Origin of the sequence: Parasphingomonas puruogangriensis (genome assembly GCF_036663635.1) — a bacterium.
Lineage (GTDB): Bacteria > Pseudomonadota > Alphaproteobacteria > Sphingomonadales > Sphingomonadaceae > Sphingomonas.
Window position 1 is genome coordinate 17,953 of sequence record NZ_JAXOJI010000011.1, and the last position, 17,376, is coordinate 35,328.

Genomic DNA, 17,376 nt, shown 5'->3' on the forward strand with positions numbered 1-17,376 from the left:
GGAGCGAGGCTGGGAACGTAAAATGGGAAGGGGAGGCTCAGGCCTTCTTAGGCTTAGTCGGCTTTGGGTCCTCGGTGAACATCTTCACCTTGACCGGTAGGTCCTTGCCCTTGGTGCGGCGCGACGGCACCTGCACCGGATGCTTCTTCTTCCATTCGGCCCAGGTCATCGGGCCGTCGGGCGTATCGATCATCTGCTCGTCGATGGACATGCTCGTTCCTAGCAATTGTGCCGGCTGAACGCGTCAGCCCGCAATCGGTTCGTGGCGCCGGCCGGCCTCATTGATGCGCATAGCTTGCGGCATAGCTCACCGGAAAGCTGACGGAGCGAGCGATGAAGCAAACGCGGTGGATATCGTCATGCAACGCGTCCGCCCCAGCCTGATCGGTGCCGGCGGCCAGCACGATATGCGGCCTGAGCGTGGCGCCAAGAAACCGGCCGGCGCCATCCGCCATGCTCTCGCCGATGCCGATCGGAACGTCGCGATACGCCATGACGACGATACCGGCGACGCTGGCATAATGAAGATACCACAGCATGTGGCAGGCCGCGAGGCTGGCCAGCAGCAGATCCTCGGGATTGTGCAGCGTCGGATCGCCACCCAGCAGCGGATCGTTCGAGCAGGCGATCGGCGGCTTGCCCGGCGTGGCGACGGTCCAGCTGCGGTCATAGCTGCGATAGCTGCGCGTGCCATCGCCGCGATTGCCGGTCCATTCGATCCGGCTGGTATAGTCATGCTGTGCCATGGCTGCGTTTTCCGCCACCGGCCGGGGGGCGTCAAGATCAGCGCCGATAGCGCCGCCGGGCGACGCGCGCGCGGCCGAGCAGGCGCGACATGACGAGATCGTCGAACCCATTATGGCCGAGCCCGAGATGGTCGGGCCGCGCCGCGACCGCATCCTGCAGCCCGATCGTGCCACGGCGCAGCGCATAGCGGCTGGCCAGCCCCCAGCGACGCGCGGTTTCCCAGCGGATCAGCCGCCGGCTTTCGATATCCACGTCGTGCGTCTCGAAAAAGTGCGCCTGCAGCCGCGCCAGTGCCTGGCCCAGCCGCAGCAAAGTCGCGCCGTCTGGAACCGGCACGTCATGCATCATGTGGCGGACGATCAGATCCGCCATCTCTTGCGCCTCATCGCCGAACGGCGCGCGATAGGCGTCCGCCAGCACGATGGCGGCACTGGCGCACATCGTGTCGGCATAACGTTGCGAGGCGCCGCCCGCGTGCCGGCGATAGACGACCAGCGGCGTATCGAGCCGCGCCACCCGGCCCTGGCGCGCCATGCGGTGATAGAGATCGAAATCCTCGGCATAGAGCCGCTGGGGATCCGTGAACGGGTCGCTCGCCGCCGCGGCGCGCACCATTACCGACGACCAGACCAGGGGATTTTCGATCAGCATCAGCCATTCGATCAGCGCCGGCGTGGTATGGCCGGTGCGCGTAGGCGGGCTGACCACGCCATCGTCGAGATAGGCCGCCGCGGTACCGAGCACGACGGTATCGGGATGCGCCTCGAGATAGGCGACCTGGGCGGCGAATCGTTCGGGCAGGCACAGATCGTCCTGGTCGAGCCCGGCAAGATAGCGGCCGCGCGCGTGCGTCACCGCGCAGTTGCGCGTGCGCACCGGGCCCTGGTTGACCGGACTTTCGATGATGCGGAAGCGCGGATCCTGGATCGCGCGGAGCACGTTGCGCGTGTCGTCGGTCGAGCAATCATCGACGATCAGGACTTCGAAGTCGGCGAAGGTCTGCGCTTGCAGGCTGGCGATCGTCTCGGGCAGGAAGGCGGCGCCGTTATACGCCGCCATGATCACGCTGACGACGGGCGTGGTCATCCCGCAGCCTGGCGCCGTGGCGCGGCGCTATCGGCGTTTTGCCGGTCGAGAATCTGATCGACGATCATTTGGCCGACCGCATTCTGCCACAGCCACAGCCCGTTGGCCTGGCCGGAAAAGCTCGCCTCGCCGCCCAGCGCACCCCATGGCACGAAGCCGGCGGCCAGCCCGATGCCGTACAGCCCCGAGATCGGCGCATCCTGCGCATCGACCACGCGACAGTGCTGGTCGACCATCGGCCGGCCCTTCGCCGCGGCGAGCGTGATCGGCTTGCCGCGGATGCCCCGCACCGGCAGTGCGTGCGGGCGATAGCCGAGCGCCGCGATGACCATATCGGCATCGGCCAGATAGGCGCGGGCCGCGGCATCGTCGGGGCCCGCGATATGGTGCGTGTGCAGCCGCGGGTCGGGCACGCGGCCATCCACGCCAAGCATTCGCAGCACGAGATCGCGCGCCTCGAGCCGGAAACCGGCCAGGCGGTAGACGAAGCCGCTGACCGGGCAGATGTCCTGCGCATCGAAATCGCTGAACCCTTCGGCCGCAGCCGCTTCGACCGAGGGGTAGAAGGGGCGCAAGGGACGGCGATGGAGCAGCGTGATGCCGCCGGCGCCGAATGGCAGGGCAGGGGTCTGTTTGAGGATCAATGCGATCGTGGTCAGCGCGCTGGTCGAGCCGCCGATCACCACGATCTTGGGATTGCGCTTCCCCGCCAGCAGGTCGGCGAGCTTGGCATAGCCGCCGAGCGCGAGCACGTCGTCCGACTGGAGCAATTTACCGCCGGCCTGGGCAAGCAATGATTCGCCCGCGACAAGCTGCGTGCTGAGCCGGTCGAGTGGCTGATGCCCGCCGGTGGCGATCACCACGTCATGCGAGAGTTGCTCGACTTCCGCGCCGTCGCGGCATCGCCGCAGCCGCGTCGACCACAGGCCGGCCGGCGTACGGCGGGTGCCGAGCGCCTCATGCCCGGTCAGGATCGTGCCGCCATTGGCGCGGACGAGATCGCCCAGCCGGTCGCCGGTGGCGCGCAGCAGTGGGCCGGCCTCGACTAAGGGAACGCCCAGCGCATCGGTATAGCGCGCCACAGCGCGGCCGGCGGGATGATCGGCGACTTGCGCCAACTCGGCATAGGGATTGTCCTTCACCGCGCTCAGGAAGGTGATCGCCGTGCTATCGGAAGTGATGGCATAGCCGCCAAGCCGGCCGCCGCCGATGCCGTCGTCCCGCTCGACCATCACCAGGCCGCGGGCAAAATCGGCCAACTGTCCTCGCTTACTTGCCGCGGTGAGCAAGGCCGTGCCGGCCGGGCCGCCGCCGACGATCAGCGTCTCGGCGATCGGGCGGGCGCGGGCCGTGGCGGGCGCGCGCGCCGTTTCGGCGGTGCAAGCCGCGGTGAACAGGCTGGCGATCGTGCTGGCGTCGGCCGGACTCATCGCATCGGTGATCGGCAAGGACATCAGGCGCGCGGCGACGTCGTCGGCAACCGGGGTGGGCTCGATCATCGCCTCGGCCTGGAACAAGGGCTGTTCGCCCAGATGCGGGCTGAAATAGCGGCCGGTGCCGACGCCCTGTGCGGCGAGCCGCGCGGCGATCGCCTCCCGCCGTGCCGCCAGCGTCGGCGGGAGCAGCACCGGCATGAACTGCATCGCACGGCGGCGGCCCTGCACGGCCTGGCATGCGTCGGCGCGCAGGCCGGCGCGATAGGCTGCTTCTATGGCCGACCGCGCATCGCAGATCGTCTCGATCTCGGCCAGCTTGGCTTGCGCCAGCACCGCGGTGATCTCGGGCAGCTTGGCGTTGAGCCCGGGCAGGGTCGCGCTGCGGCTGCCGTCGAAGCCGAAATTGATCATCGCGCGCAGCGTCGCGATCATGCCGGTGTCGCCGCTATGCACCAGCCCACCCTCGGCCACTGCGAAGGTCTTGGTCGCGTGCATCGAATAGACCACCGCGAACGGCGCCTGCTGGCCAAAGCCAAGCCCGGCGCCGTCGATCGTGCCGAGCGAGGAAGCGGCGTCGATCACCACGCCGATATCGTGACGGCGCTGCAACCAGGCATAGCGGTCGAGATCGATCGCATTGCCGAACGTTGCATAGGGCACCAGACAGGCGATTTGCGCGCCATGTTGGTGCAACAGCCGTTCCTCGGCGCGCGCGCAGGCGCCCCAATCGCCCGGATCGATATCGCAGATCAGCGGCGTCAGGCCGGCCCACAATGCCGCCTGACCCGTTGCGGCAAATGTCAGCGCCGGCATCAGCGCCAGCCCAGCCGGGCGCGACACGGTGCGCGCGGCGTGCCGGATCGCCACCATCAGCCCGAGCGTCGCATTGGCCACCGCCAAGCTCGCGCCATGCCCGCCGAATAGGGCGTCCGTCACGTCGCGCTCGAACGCCTGAATCTCGGCGCCGTTATTGCTGAACACCCCGGACGCCTCGATCCGCCGCAGCGCATCGGCATGCTCGCTGAGGCGCGGCGGGTTGGGGACGATAAGGGGATAACGCATGACCGCCAATGTGCACTGCGCGCGCTAAAAAAAGGTTAGCGGGCGCACGGTGCCACTTATTAATAAGGGGTGCTGATCAGGGCCTTGAATAAGTTGATAGAAAGCAATTCTTGCAGAGAATAGCTTCTATTAAAATTCCGCTGGGACGTGTCGGACAAGTTGAACGATACATGTCGATCGCTGCCGGACCTTAGCCATTTGATACTGTGCCGCTTGGGTAATGGAGTTGCTAGCGCAGGCGATTTGTTAGTCGGCAACTTGCTTACGGCGAAAGTTCCGAGACAGGCGAATGCGAGGCATGGGCGCCATCTGTCGATACGGGCGAAGCGAACGGCTGGCCCGCGGCGTGGACGGCGGGTCGCTTGCCGCCAAGTCCCTCCGCGAAGTCATTGCCCAACGCCCCGACTTCGCGCTAGGCGCGGGAAGAATTCTATCCGGCGTTGGAGGAATATCGCTTTGGCGACGGCACGGCGATTTTCACAATGCAGCGGGTAGTTGCTGGGCTATAGGGCTGGCGCACATGCCGGTGCGGATGCCGCCATGGCGGGAATTTAGCGTCGGGCGTTTGCCAGTCTCGGCAGTTTGTACGGTGGAGGAAGTGTGAAAGGTATCATTCTGGCGGGCGGCTCGGGTACGCGTCTGTATCCCGCCACCCTGGCGATTTCGAAGCAATTGTTGCCGATCTACGACAAACCGATGATCTACTATCCGCTCGGCGTGCTGATGTTGTCGGATATTCGCGAGATCCTCATCATCTCCACTCCGCGCGATCTGCCCTCGTTCGAAGCCCTGCTTGGCGATGGCAGCACGCTAGGGCTCAAGCTGAGCTATGCCGTGCAGGATGAGCCTCGCGGGCTGGCCGAGGCGTTCCTGATCGGACGCGAGTTCGTCGGCACCGACAGCGTGGCCTTGGTGCTCGGTGATAATATCTTTCACGGCGCCGCCTTGCCCGAAAAGTTCCAGCGCGCGGCGGAACGGCCTTCCGGCGCCACCGTGTTCGCCTATTCGGTCGAGGATCCCGAGCGTTACGGCGTGGTCGCGTTCAACCGCGACGGCCGCGCGACCTCGATCGAGGAAAAGCCCACCCGGCCCAAATCGAACTGGGCGGTTACCGGGCTGTATTTCTACGACAACGACGTGTTGGATATCGCCGCCAAAGTGCAGCCATCGCCGCGCGGCGAGCTGGAAATCACCGACATCAACAATGCCTATCTCGAACGCGGCGATCTGCATGTCGAGCGGCTCGGTCGCGGCTATGCCTGGCTCGACACCGGCACGCACGACAGTTTGCATGATGCATCGTCGTTCGTGCGCACGATAGAACATCGCCAGGGGTACAAGATCATGTGCCTCGAGGAGATCGCGCTCGAACGGGGCTTCATCGATGCCGCGGCGGCGATCGCCTGCGCCGACCGTCTGGGCAAGACTCCGTATGCCACCTATTTACGCCGGCGGGTCTCGGAGATCGTCGATGGTTGAGGTTCGCCCGCTTGGGCTCGAGGGTGTTGCCGAGCTTACCGCACGTCGCTTTGGCGATCCGCGGGGCTGGTTCACCGAGACATGGAATGTGGCGGCGTTTGCCGAGGCTGGGCTGGATCACGTCTGGATCCAGGACAATCATGCCTATTCCGCCCAGGCCGGCGTGGTCCGCGGGCTGCATTTCCAGCAACATCCGTTCGCGCAGGCGAAAATGGTGCGGGTGGTGCGGGGTTCGGTGTTCGATGTCGCGGTCGATATTCGCGCTGGCTCGCCAGATTTCGGCAAGTGGGTCGGCCTGACGCTCACGGCGGAGCAGGGCAACCAGATCCTCGTGCCCCGCGGCTTTGCCCATGGCTATATGACGCTCGAACCCGATACCGAGGTCGTTTATAAGGTCGACGGCCGCTATTCGCCGGCGCACGAGCGCGCCATTGCTTGGAACGACCCGGCGATCGGGATCGACTGGCCGGCGGTCGGCGAGGTCATGCTCGCCGACAAGGATCGCGCGGCGCCATTGCTCGCCGATGCCGATATCGGGGAGACGCCGCAATGACTCGCATGCCCAACATCCTGGTCACCGGCGGCGCGGGCTTTATCGGCTCGGCCGTATGCCGCCATCTCGTCGCTAACAAGCGCGCGCGCGTGGTCAATCTCGATAGCCTGACCTATGCCGGCAACCTCGCGTCGTTGCGCGCCGTCGAGCATGATGAACACTATTTTTTCGCGCACGTCGACATCCTCGATGCCGAGGCGGTGGGCGCCGTGCTCCGGGCGCACGATATCGATATCGTCATGCATCTGGCGGCGGAAAGCCATGTCGATCGCTCGATCGACGGCCCGGGCGCGTTCATCGAGACCAATGTCGTCGGCACGTTCCGCTTGCTGTCGGCAGCACTCGATTATTTCCGCACGCTCGTGGGCGAAAAGCGCGCCGGCTTCCGCTTCCACCATATCTCCACCGACGAAGTATTCGGCGATCTGCCGTTCGACAGCGGCGTGTTCACCGAAACCACGCCTTATGCGCCGTCTTCGCCTTATTCGGCATCCAAGGCGGCATCGGACCATCTGGTCCGTGCGTGGCATGAAACGTATGGCCTGCCGGTCGTGCTGTCGAACTGCTCGAACAATTACGGGCCGTTCCACTTCCCGGAAAAGCTCATTCCGTTGGTCATCCTCAACGCGCTCGATGGGCAGTCGCTGCCGATCTACGGCGCGGGCAACAACGTGCGCGATTGGCTGTTCGTCGACGATCACGCCCGTGCGCTCGAATTGGTCGCGACCAAGGGCGCGATCGGCGAAAGCTACAATATCGGAGGCCGCGCCGAGCGCACCAATCTGCAGGTGGTCGAGGCGATTTGCGATACGCTCGATCGTGCGCGGCCGCGCGCCGATGGCACATCGTACCGCGCGCAAATCGTGTTCGTGTCCGATCGGCCTGGCCATGATCGGCGCTATGCGATCGATCCGAGCAAAATCGAGCGCGAGCTCGGCTGGCAGGCGCAAGAAAGCTTTGATACCGGCTTGGCCAAGACGGTCGATTGGTATCTTGCCAATGACTGGTGGTGGCAGCCGCTACGCGCCGAGCGTTATGCCGGCGAACGACTGGGACAGGCGGCGAAATGAAGCTGCTGGTCACCGGCGGTAGTGGCCAATTGGTCCAGAGCCTGATCGCGCGCGCTGGCGACGGTATCAAGATCCACCGCGCGATGCGGCCCGATTTCGACATGGCGCAACCGGAAACGCTGGCCGCCATGATCGATCGCATCGCGCCGGATGCCTTGGTCAACGCTGCCGCGTATACCGCGGTCGATGCGGCCGAGCAGGCAGTCGCCGATGCCTTTGCCGTCAACGCCACCGCGCCGGGCGTGATCGCCCAAATCGCCGCGGTGCGCAGCCTGCCGCTGGTGCATATCTCGACCGATTACGTGTTCAACGGGCAGACCGGCGCGCCGTACCGCGAAGACTCGCCGACCGCGCCGCCCAACGTCTATGGCGCGTCGAAACTGGCCGGCGAACAGGCCGTGCAGGCGGCCGGGGACGATCACCTGATCCTGCGCACTGCCTGGGTGTACAGCCCATTTGGCAAGAATTTCCTGCTGACGATGCTGCGTCTGGCCGAAACGCGCGATGCGATCGACGTCGTCGCTGATCAGGTCGGCAACCCGACCTCGGCGCTGGACCTCGCGGACGGCGTGTTCGCGGCGCTGGCCGTGCGCCTCGATTCCGGCCGCTTCCCCGTCTCGCTGGCGCATTTCGCCGGCACCGGCAGCACCACTTGGTGCGATTTTGCGCGCCACATCATGGCGTCCAGCGCGGCCGCCGGCGGCCCCGATGCCACGATTCGCGCGATCGACACAGCCGCTTATCCCACGCCGGCGGCACGTCCGGCAGACAGCCGCCTGGACTGCACGCTGTTCGCCAGAATCTTTGGCCATGCCCCGCCGCCGTGGCAAAGTTCCGCGACGGCCGTCGTCCAGCACTATCTCGGCGGGCAACGAGCCGCCTAGGGGCGGCGTGCCGCGCGGGATGTAACGGTCGATGGCCGGGGGCGACGGGTTGCGGGCTTGCCGGGATGACTGTAGGCCTGCCGCCTCGCACGGGTCGGATCGGAAGTGTTGCAGGGAAAATGTATGGCTTCGAGTTGCTCCATGGACCGAATGGCATTCGGATTGGTCGCCAAATTCGCAATGGTTGGGGCAGCTAAGCCATAGCCCGATTAGTCAGGAACATTCAGCATGCGCGCGCGCTGTAGGGGCAGCGAGCTCGGCAGGCTGATTAGCCGGCAGGTTGGGGCGGGCCAATCTGACGACGGCTTTTCCCTCGATCCACCCTCAACCCCCCGATATTCACTGTAGGATTCCCCGATGTCGAGCAGCGCGCCCAGTGGCCCTACAAATTTGCCCGTGAACCGCGAACCGTCGCGCGATCTCGTGGCGCAGACGGCGGGCGTCGGCGCCGGAAGTGACGGCACGGGGCAGGGTGGACGCGAATTGTCGCTCGGCCTGCTGTGGCGCGTGTTGTTCGAATGGCGCTGGCTCATCCTGGCGGCGACCGGCGTCGGCATTGCCGCGGCCGTACTGATTACGCTGCTGACCCCGTTGAAATACCAGTCAGTGGCGACGATCGAATTGATGCCGCCCGAGGTTGAAGTGATGGCGGGGGAAGCTGAAAAGAGCGGTCGTCAGACCGCATCAAGCAGTGGCGCGAATTTCGTCGGCACTCAGCTTGGTCTGTTGACCAGCCGAGCGCTGGCTGAGCGCGTGGCGCAGGATCTCAATCTTGCCAGCAACCCGGCGATCGTCGGGACGGGCACGAATCGTGCGAGCAATATGGCTATAGCGACTGGAGTCGTGCGCTCCGGCACTACGGTGCAGCTGCAGCCGCAGAGCCAGTTGGTCAAAATCTCCTTTGTCGGCCGGGACCCGCAGTTGGCGGCGCGGATAGTCAACGGCATCACTGATGCTTATGTCGCAAGCAATCTTGAACGGCGGTATCAATCATCGTCGTATGCGCGTGAGTTTCTGCAACGCCAGATCGCCAATACGCGGCGTGACCTTGAAAACTCCGAACGGCAGCTGACGGCCTATGCCCAGCAACAGGGGCTGATTTCGACCGGCAGCGGTGAGGCATCGGGCGATACCAATTCGCTGACCGGTAGTACGCTGGTGTCGCTCAACGCTGCGCTCGCGACGACCCAAGCCCGGCGGATCGCCGCCGAGCAGCGCTATCGCGAAGCCGCAGCCGGTGGCGCCACCACCGAAGGAAGCGCCAATGCGGCGGGATTGCGCGCGCAGATTGCCGGGCTGAATTCCGAATATCAGCAAAAGCTGCAGGAATTCCGTCCTGATTATCCCGATATGGTGGCGCTGAAGGCGCGCATCGACGCTCTGCGCGCGTCTGTGGTCAGCGAAACGCGCAGCGCGAAATCGGACCGTTTGGGCACCTTGCGAGAGGAATTCCGTGCCGCACAGGGCGAAGAAAACCGGTTGCGCGCGCAGGTCGCGGGGCTCAGCTCGTCGGTACTCGACCAGCGTGGCCGGCGCATTCGCTATACCATTTTGCAGCGCGACGTAGATACCAACCGTACGCTGTATGACGGGTTGTTGCAGCGTTATAAGGAGATCGGTGTCTCCAGCGGCATCGGTACTGCCGTCGCCTCGGTCGTCGATCGCGGCCAGGTGCCCAGTGGTGCGTTCTCGCCCAATCTGGCACTGAACATCATGATCGGCGCCGCACTGGGCTTTGCGCTGGGCATGCTAGCGGCGATCGCGCTCGAATTCGTCAACGACACGATCAAGACGCCGGATGATGTGCGCGACAAGCTGAAGTTGCCGTTCCTGGGCGGTATTCCCTATGCCAAGTCGGGCAAGCCGATCGACGAGCTGCAGGATACGCTATCGTCTGTCACCGAGGCCTATCTGTCGACCGCCACCGCGTTGCAGTTCGTTGGCGAAGGCGGCGCGCCCAAGACGTTGCTGATGACGAGCACGCGTCCGGCCGAAGGCAAGTCGACATCGGCCTGGGCGCTGGCGCAAAGCTTTACGCGACTGGGCAAGAAGGTGCTGCTGATCGATGCCGACATGCGCCGCCCGGTATTCGTCACTGGTCGCGACGATATCGGCCTGTCGCATGTTTTGACCAACAACACCGCGCTGGCTGATCATGTGCTGCGCACCGAAGTGGAGGGTCTGTGGATCATGCCGGCGGGCACGCTGCCGCCGAGCCCGCCGGAACTGATCGCCTCGGCTCGCTTCACTTCGCTGCTGGCCGAAGCGGCCGCGTCGTACGATCACGTCGTGATCGATGGCCCGCCGATCCTGGGCCTGGCCGATTCGCCGCTGCTATCGACCAAGGTGCAGGCGACGTTGATGGTGGTCGAAGCCGGGCGCACGCGCACACGCGCGGTGATCGAGGCGCAGAACCGCTTGAGAACCGCAGGATCCCACCTGATTGGCGCAATCTTGACGCGGTATCAGCCGCAAGGCGCCTTCAGCTATGGCTACGGATACGGCTATGGCTATGGCTATAAGCCGAAGGAAGACCAGTATAAGTATGTCGCTGATGGCAAGGACAAGAAGCGTCGGATCATGCTGACGACCAAGAATGACGCCTAAGGGCTCGCCTGCCCCGCGCCGCTTGCTGTCCGGGATCCTGTTGACGATCGGTGCTGTGGTGCTCGCTTGGCTCTGCGTCCGGTCCGCTACGGTGCGCGCGTTGCCGACCTCGTCGGCGGTGCGCGCGCAGATTGCTCCGAATAATGCCGATACCGTGCTCGAGGATGCTACGCAGGCATTGATCACCACACGCGGCGGCGTTGTGCCAACGGCGACGTTGGCTGCGGTGCGGCGCGCTGCGCAGGCCGCGCCACTCGACGCGCGGCCTTACCTGGTAACTGGTCATCAACAATTGCACGATGGCCAATTGTCCGCCGGCATTGCCACGCTTGAGGCTGCGCAGCGGCTCGATCCCCGTGACCGACTGGTCCATCTGCTGCTGCTCGACAGTTATTTGAAGGCCGGACGTTATGATGACGTTGCTGCGCAATTTGCCGTCGCCACGCGACTTGTCGGTCAGGCCCGGGCGCCGATTGCTGCAGCATTGGCGGCCATGATCAAGATGCCGGCAATGTATCCAGCGGCTCGCCGGGCCTTGCAGGCAGACCCGGCGCTCGAGCAAGCGGTCCTGATCACGCTCGCCCAGTCCGACAGCCCGCCCGCCGCCATCTTTGCGCTGGCCAGCGCTGCGGCCCGGCGCGATGCGGGCGTCAATGGCGGTTGGGGACCGGTATTGATCAACCGTTTGGTGAACGAGGAGCGCTACGCCGAGGCACGATCGGTGTGGCGCAACGTCTATCGTCTCTCCGCCGCCCAGGTCGCGCCGCTGGTGTTCGACGGGGGCTTCCGCCGGCTGACGGGATCGCCACCGTTCAATTGGACGTTGACCTCGGCCAGCCTAGGTGCGGCAGACATTCGCGATCAGACGCTGGCGGTGACCTATTATGGGCGGGATACGGGTGAATTGGCGCGCCAGACGTTGATGCTTGCGCCTGGCGCCTATCGCTTTGCGGTTACCGTGGAAGGCGCGAAGGCCAGTGTGGGGCCGTCATTGGCCTGGTCGCTGCGTTGCGCCGGCGCCAAGAGCGACCTGATGACGCTGCCCGCGACCGGCACCGAATCGGGCGAGGGGCATCGGATCGTCGCGGCCTTCACCGTGCCGTCTGACTGCCCGGCGCAGCAACTGACGCTGACGGGCACTGCCGGGGAGTTTGCGGCACCAATCAATCTCGTCTTCCGCGATCTCGATGTGCGGCCGGCAGCGGGGGCGGTGCGATGACGCGCACCGCGCTCCGCCACGCGATCGTCCCCGTATATCTGCTGGCGTGTCTGCTGCTCGGCGGCGCCAGCGCGGCGGGCTTCATTGCCAATCTCTCGCTGCAGCTAGCCGCATTGCCGTTGATCGCCTGGTCGTTATGGCAGCTGATCAATACGGGCTTTGCCCCTCAGGTGCGCAGCGCGCTCATCTTGCTGGCCTTGCTCGTGGCGATTGCGCTGCTGCAGCTGGTGCCGCTGCCGCCGGCAATTTGGACGCACCTGCCTGGCCGAACGCCGGTGATCGAGGGCTATCGCTTGCTTGGCACGCCGTTGCCGTGGCTGCCATTGACTCTTGCGCCGGAGGCGACGCTCGCCAGCCTGTTATGGCTGTTGCCGGCCATTGCGACATTTCTCGGCATTGTCGCGCTCGGCGCGTTCCGCCCGCGCAGCATTGCGGGCGTCATCGTCGCGGTCACGCTCATTTCGGTGTTGATCGGCACGATCCAAGTGATCGGCGGGGCGGACAGCGCCTATTTCTACGAGATCACGAATTATGGCAGCGCCGTCGGCTTCTTCGCCAACAGCAACCATAGCGCCACCTTGCTGCTGGTGTGCATTCCGTTTCTGGCCGCGCTGCAGTCGGCCGTGCTGCGCCGCCGTGGCTCGCCGCGCACCGCTTCGGCGGTACGGTTGTTGGTCGGCGCGATCTATGCGGTGATCGTGGTCGGGCTGTTGATGAACGGGTCGCAAGCCGGCCTTGGCCTTCTGCTGCCGGTTGCGTTGGGGACGTGGCTGACCTTCGGCCGGCCGCGGCGGGCGCTGCGCCGCGCGCTTGCCATCTTCACGGTGGCAGCGACCGCGGCTGTGATCCTGCTGGTCGTGATCGGTCCATTCGGTAACAACCTGTTCGGTGAGCAAACCGATCATGTGGAGATTTCGCGCCAGACCTCGTTTGCGCTGACCTTCCGCGCGGCGCGGGACTATCTGCCGATCGGCTCCGGTCTTGGCAGCTTCCAGCCGGTCTATCATACGCAGGAACCGCTCGCTTCGGTTACCTCCACCTATATGAACCACGCCCATAACGACTGGCTCGAGTTGCTGCTCGAGACCGGCGTGCCGGGCATCGCGCTGGCCGCTTTGGTGTTGTTCTGGGGCGCACGACGCGCGCGCACGATCTGGCGGGCCGAAGATCGTGACCAGTTTGCGCAAGCCGCGGTGATCGCGGCGACCGCGATATTGCTGCACAGCCTGGTCGATTATCCGCTGCGCACCGCGGCGCTCTCGGCCGTCTTCGCCGCCTGCATCGCGCTGATCGCCGGCGCCAGGCCGCATGTTCGCCAGCGCGATAAGCCATCATCCGCCAAGCATCTCAATCTTTAGCCGCCGTTGGGCCGGTGGCCCACAGGCCCCGTCGGGCCGGTCGGCGCTGATTTCAGCGCTACATGCATCGAATTGGGCGCGATGCACGTTCAGGCCATGGTTGCCGGTGCGATCGCCCCTACATAGTATTGCACCAGGGTTTAAAGCCCCGCTCGTTCGGTCTGAGGTCAATTTTGGTTCTGAAGTTTTTTCGTCGCATGTCCGCCAGCATCTCGGCCGAGCAGGAATATGCCGGTCCGGAGGGGCAGCGTGTCTATGCCGTGGGCGATATTCACGGTCAGCTCGATCTGCTCGACGATCTCTTGGCGCAGATCGAGGATGATATTCTCGCCCGTCCCGTGCCGACCATCGGCATCGTCTTCCTGGGCGACCTGATCGATCGCGGCCCCGATTCGGCTGGGGTGGTCGAACGGCTCTGCACGTTGCGCCATTTCCCGGCCAAGGCCTTGTTCCTGATGGGCAATCACGAGGAAGTGTTGCTCCGGGTGCTGAACGCCGAACCAGGCCTGGCCTATGATTGGCTGGGCTATGGCGGCGATACGTGCGCGGAAAGCTATGGCGTGCCCGCGGCGGCGCTGCAGGCGATGAGCGAACAGCGTATTGCCGAGCAATTGCGCGCGGCCATCCCGCAGCGCCACATCGCTTTTCTCGAAGGCTTTGGCGATACTTTCCGCTTTGGCGGCTATCTACTGGTCCATGCCGGCATGCGCCCCGGCGTTCCGATCGAGCAGCAGCAGCCACAGGATCTGCGCTGGATCCGGCAACCGTTCCTGTCCGACGGGCATGATCACGGCTGTATGGTGGTGCATGGCCATACGATCAGCGACGGCGTCGATCGTCGCACCAACCGGATCGGCATCGATACCGGCGCTTATCGCACCGGTATCCTGACCGCGGCAGTAATCGAGGGGAGCGATGTGCGCTTCCTGGCCACCGGCGGATAACGGCCGTGCGGCGAAGGGCCGCGCTGCGGAACATGCTGACCGGGTCGGGGCTTATCTTTAGCAAGGCCGATCCTGGCCATGATGAAAGAGGCACATGACCGAAGCAACCTGGGGCAGCGCCGCCAAGACGCCCGAAATCGATTGGCGGATGAGCGCTGCGCTCGAGGATGTGCCGCGCGGGGGCGGCGATATCGCCGAAGTGACCAGCCTGGAAGGCGCAGTGCGCGCCTGGCTTGGGCTCGACCCGCAGCACCGCGTCGCGGCCACGCTGACGCCGGAACGACCAGTGCAGATCGACGGCGTCGCGCAGGCGTCGTTTTTCGGCGAAGGCATTGCCACGCTTGCCGAACGCCTGCCGCCGCCGCGCGCGCCGGACGCCTGAACGCAGCGCCGCTCGCTTATTTCAGCAAGCCGGCGGCGCGGAGCGCATCTTCGATCACGCCCTGGATTCCGCTCGCCGGCTTGGCCCGCGCGATCGGGATGGGCTTTCGCGCCGGCCGCGGCGCACTGGTCATTGCCGGCTTCGGTGCCGGCCGCGCGACGACGGGCACCGTAGCCGGGATCAAGCCCCACGACCGGGCGATGGCAGCGGTGCTGTCGATCCCGGCCGCCAGCATATAGGGGCCAATCGCCCCCAGCCGCTCGGGTCCGCTCGGATCGATCGGCACGCCATGGCCCATGCCGGCGATGCGCCAGGTCTCGACCACGACCCGCCCGTCGGCCGACCAGCTCTCATGCTTCCACCCCGGCGCCGTTACCGTCTTGGCGGCCGCCGCCCCGACGCCGTGCACGCCGCGCCACTGCGCCTCGAGCTGATCGAGATTACCCACCGTCACCGTTGAGTCGGCCGTGCCATGCCAGATCGCCACGCTCGGCTGGCGCCCGGCATGATGTTCCGAGGCGCGCGCGACGATCGCAACATCGCCGTCGCTGGCTTGGCGCCCGGCCATCCGCTCCATCGCCTGCGAGACGCCGCCGGCGCTGCCATAAGGCAGCCCGCCGATGATCGCGCCACCAGCGAAGAGATCGGGATAGGTGGCCAGCATTACCGCCGTCATCGCGCCGCCGGCCGAGAGGCCGGTGACGAACACGCGATCGCGGTCCAGGCCATGCGCCACGATCATCTGCTCGGTCAGTTGCGCGATCGATTCCGCCTCGCCGCCGCGGCGCACGATGTCTTCGGACTGGAACCAGTTGAAGCACAGGTTCATGTTGTTGCCGCGGCGCTGCTCGGGAAACAATAGCGCGAAGCCCGCTTGCTCGGCCAGGCGCGACCAGCCAGTGCCAGCATCGTAGCCGGCGGCGTTCTGGGTGCAGCCGTGCAGCACGACGACCAGCGGCGCGCCGGGCGGCAGATCGGCCGGCACATAACTCCACGCCGCCAGCGCGCCGGGGTTGCTGTCGCTCGGCGCCACCGGCTGCAAGCGCGCCGGGCCGCGCGGTGCCGGCGGGATCCGTGCCGCCGCGAGCGCCGCCAGGGTTTCGGAAATACGGGGCATTGCGTCATTCCTTCGGCCGAAGGATCGACCGCTTAAAGAACGCTCAGACTATCGCAGTTGTTGCTGCACTGCAGCATAATTATTGAAGTGTCGGGTTTCGGAACGGGTCCGGAGCGCCCGATCCAGCCTGGTCGGGCGCTATCGGCGTGTCCCGATTGCGGCGTGATAAGGTCAGCGTGGTGGCCAGGTCCATCATCACATTGCCCAGCGTGCGGACGATATCGGGAATCGTCTCGACCGCGACGAGCAGCCCGAGCGGCGCCACCGGCGCGCCGATCGTCGCCGCCACCGGGGCGATCGCGCTGACATAGCTAACCGTGCCAGGCAGGCTGACCGAGCCCAGCGAGGTGAGCGTTGCGACGATCGTGCCGACCGCCAGCGTCGCCGGGGTCAGCGGTACCTCGAACCACACGGCGATATAGATGGCGACGGCAAAATTCATCGCCGGTCCGGTCGCCCGAAAGATCGCCACCGCCAGCGGTAGCGTGACGCCGGAGGTGGCCACCGGCACGCCAAGCGAACTCGCCCCCTCGACCATCGCCGGCAGCGAGGCGAGCGAGCTTTGCGTGCTCACCGCCACCGCCTGGCTCGGCAGCACCGCGCGGGCATAGGCGCCGAGCCGCGTGCGTCCGCCAAATACCGCGATCGGATAGGCGGCAAGCGACACCACCAAGCCGACCGCGACGACCGTCCCGAGATAGTGGATCAGCGCGCCGAACGCCCCGGTCCCGGCTTTGGCGCCCACCACCAGCGCCAGCGCGAACACGCCGACTGGCCCGATCCACAGCACCCATTCGATCACCACCAGCATCGTATCCCGGATCGCGGTGAAGAATTGCGTCAGCAGTACGCGCAACTCGGCGGCGGTGCGCGTCATGGCAAAGGCGAAGATCAAGGCGAAGATGATCAGCGACAGGAAACTATTGTCCACTGCCGCTTTGACGACGTTACCCGGAATCACATCGGCGAAGAACTGGCCGAGCGGCGGTACCGCCGGAATTGTTTCCGCGCCGATCATCGCCGCCCGCAAGGCGGCGGCGGATTCGCGCGGCAACGGCACGATTTCGAGGAATAACGGGGTCAGGATCGCCGCCGCCAGCGCCGAGAGGAACAGCAGCGCGATATACAGCGCGATCGCGCGTCCGGCGAGCCGCCCGGCCTGTGCCGCCTCCGCCGTCGCTGCCACCCCGGTGATCAGCAGCGACACGACCAGCGGCACGATCGTCATCTGCAGCGCGTGCAGCCAGGCGGTGCCGATCGGCTGCGCGACGGCGATCGTCCCCTCCACCGCGCTCGGCGCGGTCGCGGCAAGCGCGATGCCCCCGCCGAGCCCGACGACCAGCGCCAGTAGGATACGGGTGGCTTGCGACATCATGAACCTTCGATATGGCATATGGTAACGAGTGCGGCACTAGACCGTCGAACGCATAGC

General features: G+C 65.6%; 15 protein-coding genes. 9 read left to right on the forward strand and 6 right to left on the reverse strand.

What is annotated here, in order from left to right:
• Window positions 1-37: 37 nt before the first annotated feature.
• From U1739_RS19665 to U1739_RS19680, 4 genes are all read right to left on the reverse strand, one after another.
• The gene (locus tag U1739_RS19665) at window positions 38-211 is read right to left on the reverse strand and encodes a hypothetical protein (RefSeq protein ID WP_332710305.1); all 174 of its coding nucleotides are present in this window, start codon (window positions 209-211) and stop codon (window positions 38-40) included.
• Between the two features lie 67 nt (window positions 212-278).
• The gene (locus U1739_RS19670) at window positions 279-746 is read right to left on the reverse strand and encodes an OsmC family protein (protein WP_332710306.1); all 468 of its coding nucleotides are present in this window, start codon (window positions 744-746) and stop codon (window positions 279-281) included.
• Between the two features lie 37 nt (window positions 747-783).
• Complete coding sequence (locus tag U1739_RS19675) at window positions 784-1,833, reverse strand: glycosyltransferase family 2 protein (RefSeq protein ID WP_332710307.1); 1,050 nt, start codon at window positions 1,831-1,833, stop codon at window positions 784-786.
• Window positions 1,830-4,331: a DegT/DnrJ/EryC1/StrS family aminotransferase gene (locus U1739_RS19680; protein WP_332710309.1), complete on the reverse strand. Its 2,502-nt coding sequence runs from the start codon at window positions 4,329-4,331 to the stop codon at window positions 1,830-1,832. Before U1739_RS19680 ends, U1739_RS19675 begins: the two co-directional genes overlap by 4 nt.
• Before the next feature lie 600 nt (window positions 4,332-4,931).
• Here U1739_RS19680 and rfbA point away from each other — a divergent pair.
• The 9 genes from rfbA to U1739_RS19725 all read left to right on the forward strand — a co-directional run bounded on the left by rfbA (window position 4,932) and on the right by U1739_RS19725 (window position 14,827).
• Window positions 4,932-5,810 (forward strand): glucose-1-phosphate thymidylyltransferase RfbA, encoded by an 879-nt coding sequence (gene rfbA / locus U1739_RS19685; protein ID WP_332710310.1) that lies wholly within the window; start codon window positions 4,932-4,934, stop codon window positions 5,808-5,810.
• Window positions 5,803-6,363, forward strand: a complete 561-nt coding sequence (rfbC, locus tag U1739_RS19690) for a dTDP-4-dehydrorhamnose 3,5-epimerase (protein ID WP_332710311.1) — start codon at window positions 5,803-5,805, stop codon at window positions 6,361-6,363. Before rfbA ends, rfbC begins: the two co-directional genes overlap by 8 nt.
• A gap of 5 nt (window positions 6,364-6,368) precedes the next feature.
• Complete coding sequence (gene rfbB, locus U1739_RS19695) at window positions 6,369-7,433, forward strand: dTDP-glucose 4,6-dehydratase (RefSeq protein ID WP_332710375.1); 1,065 nt, start codon at window positions 6,369-6,371, stop codon at window positions 7,431-7,433.
• Entirely contained in the window at window positions 7,430-8,317 is an 888-nt protein-coding gene (gene rfbD, locus U1739_RS19700; RefSeq protein WP_332710313.1) for a dTDP-4-dehydrorhamnose reductase, read from the forward strand. Before rfbB ends, rfbD begins: the two co-directional genes overlap by 4 nt.
• Window positions 8,318-8,713: 396 nt before the next feature.
• Complete coding sequence (locus U1739_RS19705; protein ID WP_332710314.1) at window positions 8,714-10,924, forward strand: GumC family protein; 2,211 nt, start codon at window positions 8,714-8,716, stop codon at window positions 10,922-10,924.
• Entirely contained in the window at window positions 10,914-12,143 is a 1,230-nt protein-coding gene (locus tag U1739_RS19710) for a tetratricopeptide repeat protein (RefSeq protein WP_332710315.1), read from the forward strand. Before U1739_RS19705 ends, U1739_RS19710 begins: the two co-directional genes overlap by 11 nt.
• The gene (locus U1739_RS19715) at window positions 12,140-13,501 is read left to right on the forward strand and encodes an O-antigen ligase family protein (RefSeq protein ID WP_332710317.1); all 1,362 of its coding nucleotides are present in this window, start codon (window positions 12,140-12,142) and stop codon (window positions 13,499-13,501) included. Before U1739_RS19710 ends, U1739_RS19715 begins: the two co-directional genes overlap by 4 nt.
• A 197-nt stretch (window positions 13,502-13,698) precedes the next feature.
• Entirely contained in the window at window positions 13,699-14,445 is a 747-nt protein-coding gene (locus tag U1739_RS19720; protein ID WP_332710319.1) for a metallophosphoesterase, read from the forward strand.
• Window positions 14,446-14,539: 94 nt separating this feature from the next.
• A complete protein-coding gene (locus U1739_RS19725; protein ID WP_332710320.1) occupies window positions 14,540-14,827 on the forward strand; it encodes a hypothetical protein in 288 nt (95 codons plus the stop codon).
• A 16-nt stretch (window positions 14,828-14,843) separates the two neighbouring features.
• Here U1739_RS19725 and U1739_RS19730 read toward each other — a convergent pair whose 3' ends face one another.
• Both U1739_RS19730 and U1739_RS19735 read right to left on the reverse strand, forming a co-directional pair.
• Window positions 14,844-15,944: an extracellular catalytic domain type 1 short-chain-length polyhydroxyalkanoate depolymerase gene (locus U1739_RS19730; protein WP_332710321.1), complete on the reverse strand. Its 1,101-nt coding sequence runs from the start codon at window positions 15,942-15,944 to the stop codon at window positions 14,844-14,846.
• A 79-nt stretch (window positions 15,945-16,023) separates the two neighbouring features.
• Complete coding sequence (locus U1739_RS19735) at window positions 16,024-17,316, reverse strand: dicarboxylate/amino acid:cation symporter (RefSeq protein ID WP_332710322.1); 1,293 nt, start codon at window positions 17,314-17,316, stop codon at window positions 16,024-16,026.
• Window positions 17,317-17,376 lie beyond the last annotated feature (60 nt).

Excerpts from the sequence above, each read along its gene's own strand:
- U1739_RS19665 (WP_332710305.1), bottom strand. The coding sequence starts at position 211 with ATGTCCATCGACGAGCAGATGATCGATACGCCCGACGGCCCGATGACC.
- U1739_RS19670 (WP_332710306.1), bottom strand. The coding sequence starts at position 746 with ATGGCACAGCATGACTATACCAGCCGGATCGAATGGACCGGCAATCGC.
- U1739_RS19675 (WP_332710307.1), bottom strand. The coding sequence starts at position 1,833 with ATGACCACGCCCGTCGTCAGCGTGATCATGGCGGCGTATAACGGCGCC.
- U1739_RS19680 (WP_332710309.1), bottom strand. The coding sequence starts at position 4,331 with ATGCGTTATCCCCTTATCGTCCCCAACCCGCCGCGCCTCAGCGAGCAT.
- rfbC (WP_332710311.1), top strand. The coding sequence starts at position 5,803 with ATGGTTGAGGTTCGCCCGCTTGGGCTCGAGGGTGTTGCCGAGCTTACC.
- rfbB (WP_332710375.1), top strand. The coding sequence starts at position 6,369 with ATGCCCAACATCCTGGTCACCGGCGGCGCGGGCTTTATCGGCTCGGCC.
- rfbD (WP_332710313.1), top strand. The coding sequence starts at position 7,430 with ATGAAGCTGCTGGTCACCGGCGGTAGTGGCCAATTGGTCCAGAGCCTG.
- U1739_RS19710 (WP_332710315.1), top strand. The coding sequence starts at position 10,914 with ATGACGCCTAAGGGCTCGCCTGCCCCGCGCCGCTTGCTGTCCGGGATC.
- U1739_RS19715 (WP_332710317.1), top strand. The coding sequence starts at position 12,140 with ATGACGCGCACCGCGCTCCGCCACGCGATCGTCCCCGTATATCTGCTG.
- U1739_RS19720 (WP_332710319.1), top strand. The coding sequence starts at position 13,699 with ATGTCCGCCAGCATCTCGGCCGAGCAGGAATATGCCGGTCCGGAGGGG.
- U1739_RS19725 (WP_332710320.1), top strand. The coding sequence starts at position 14,540 with ATGACCGAAGCAACCTGGGGCAGCGCCGCCAAGACGCCCGAAATCGAT.
- U1739_RS19730 (WP_332710321.1), bottom strand. The coding sequence starts at position 15,944 with ATGCCCCGTATTTCCGAAACCCTGGCGGCGCTCGCGGCGGCACGGATC.
- U1739_RS19735 (WP_332710322.1), bottom strand. The coding sequence starts at position 17,316 with ATGTCGCAAGCCACCCGTATCCTACTGGCGCTGGTCGTCGGGCTCGGC.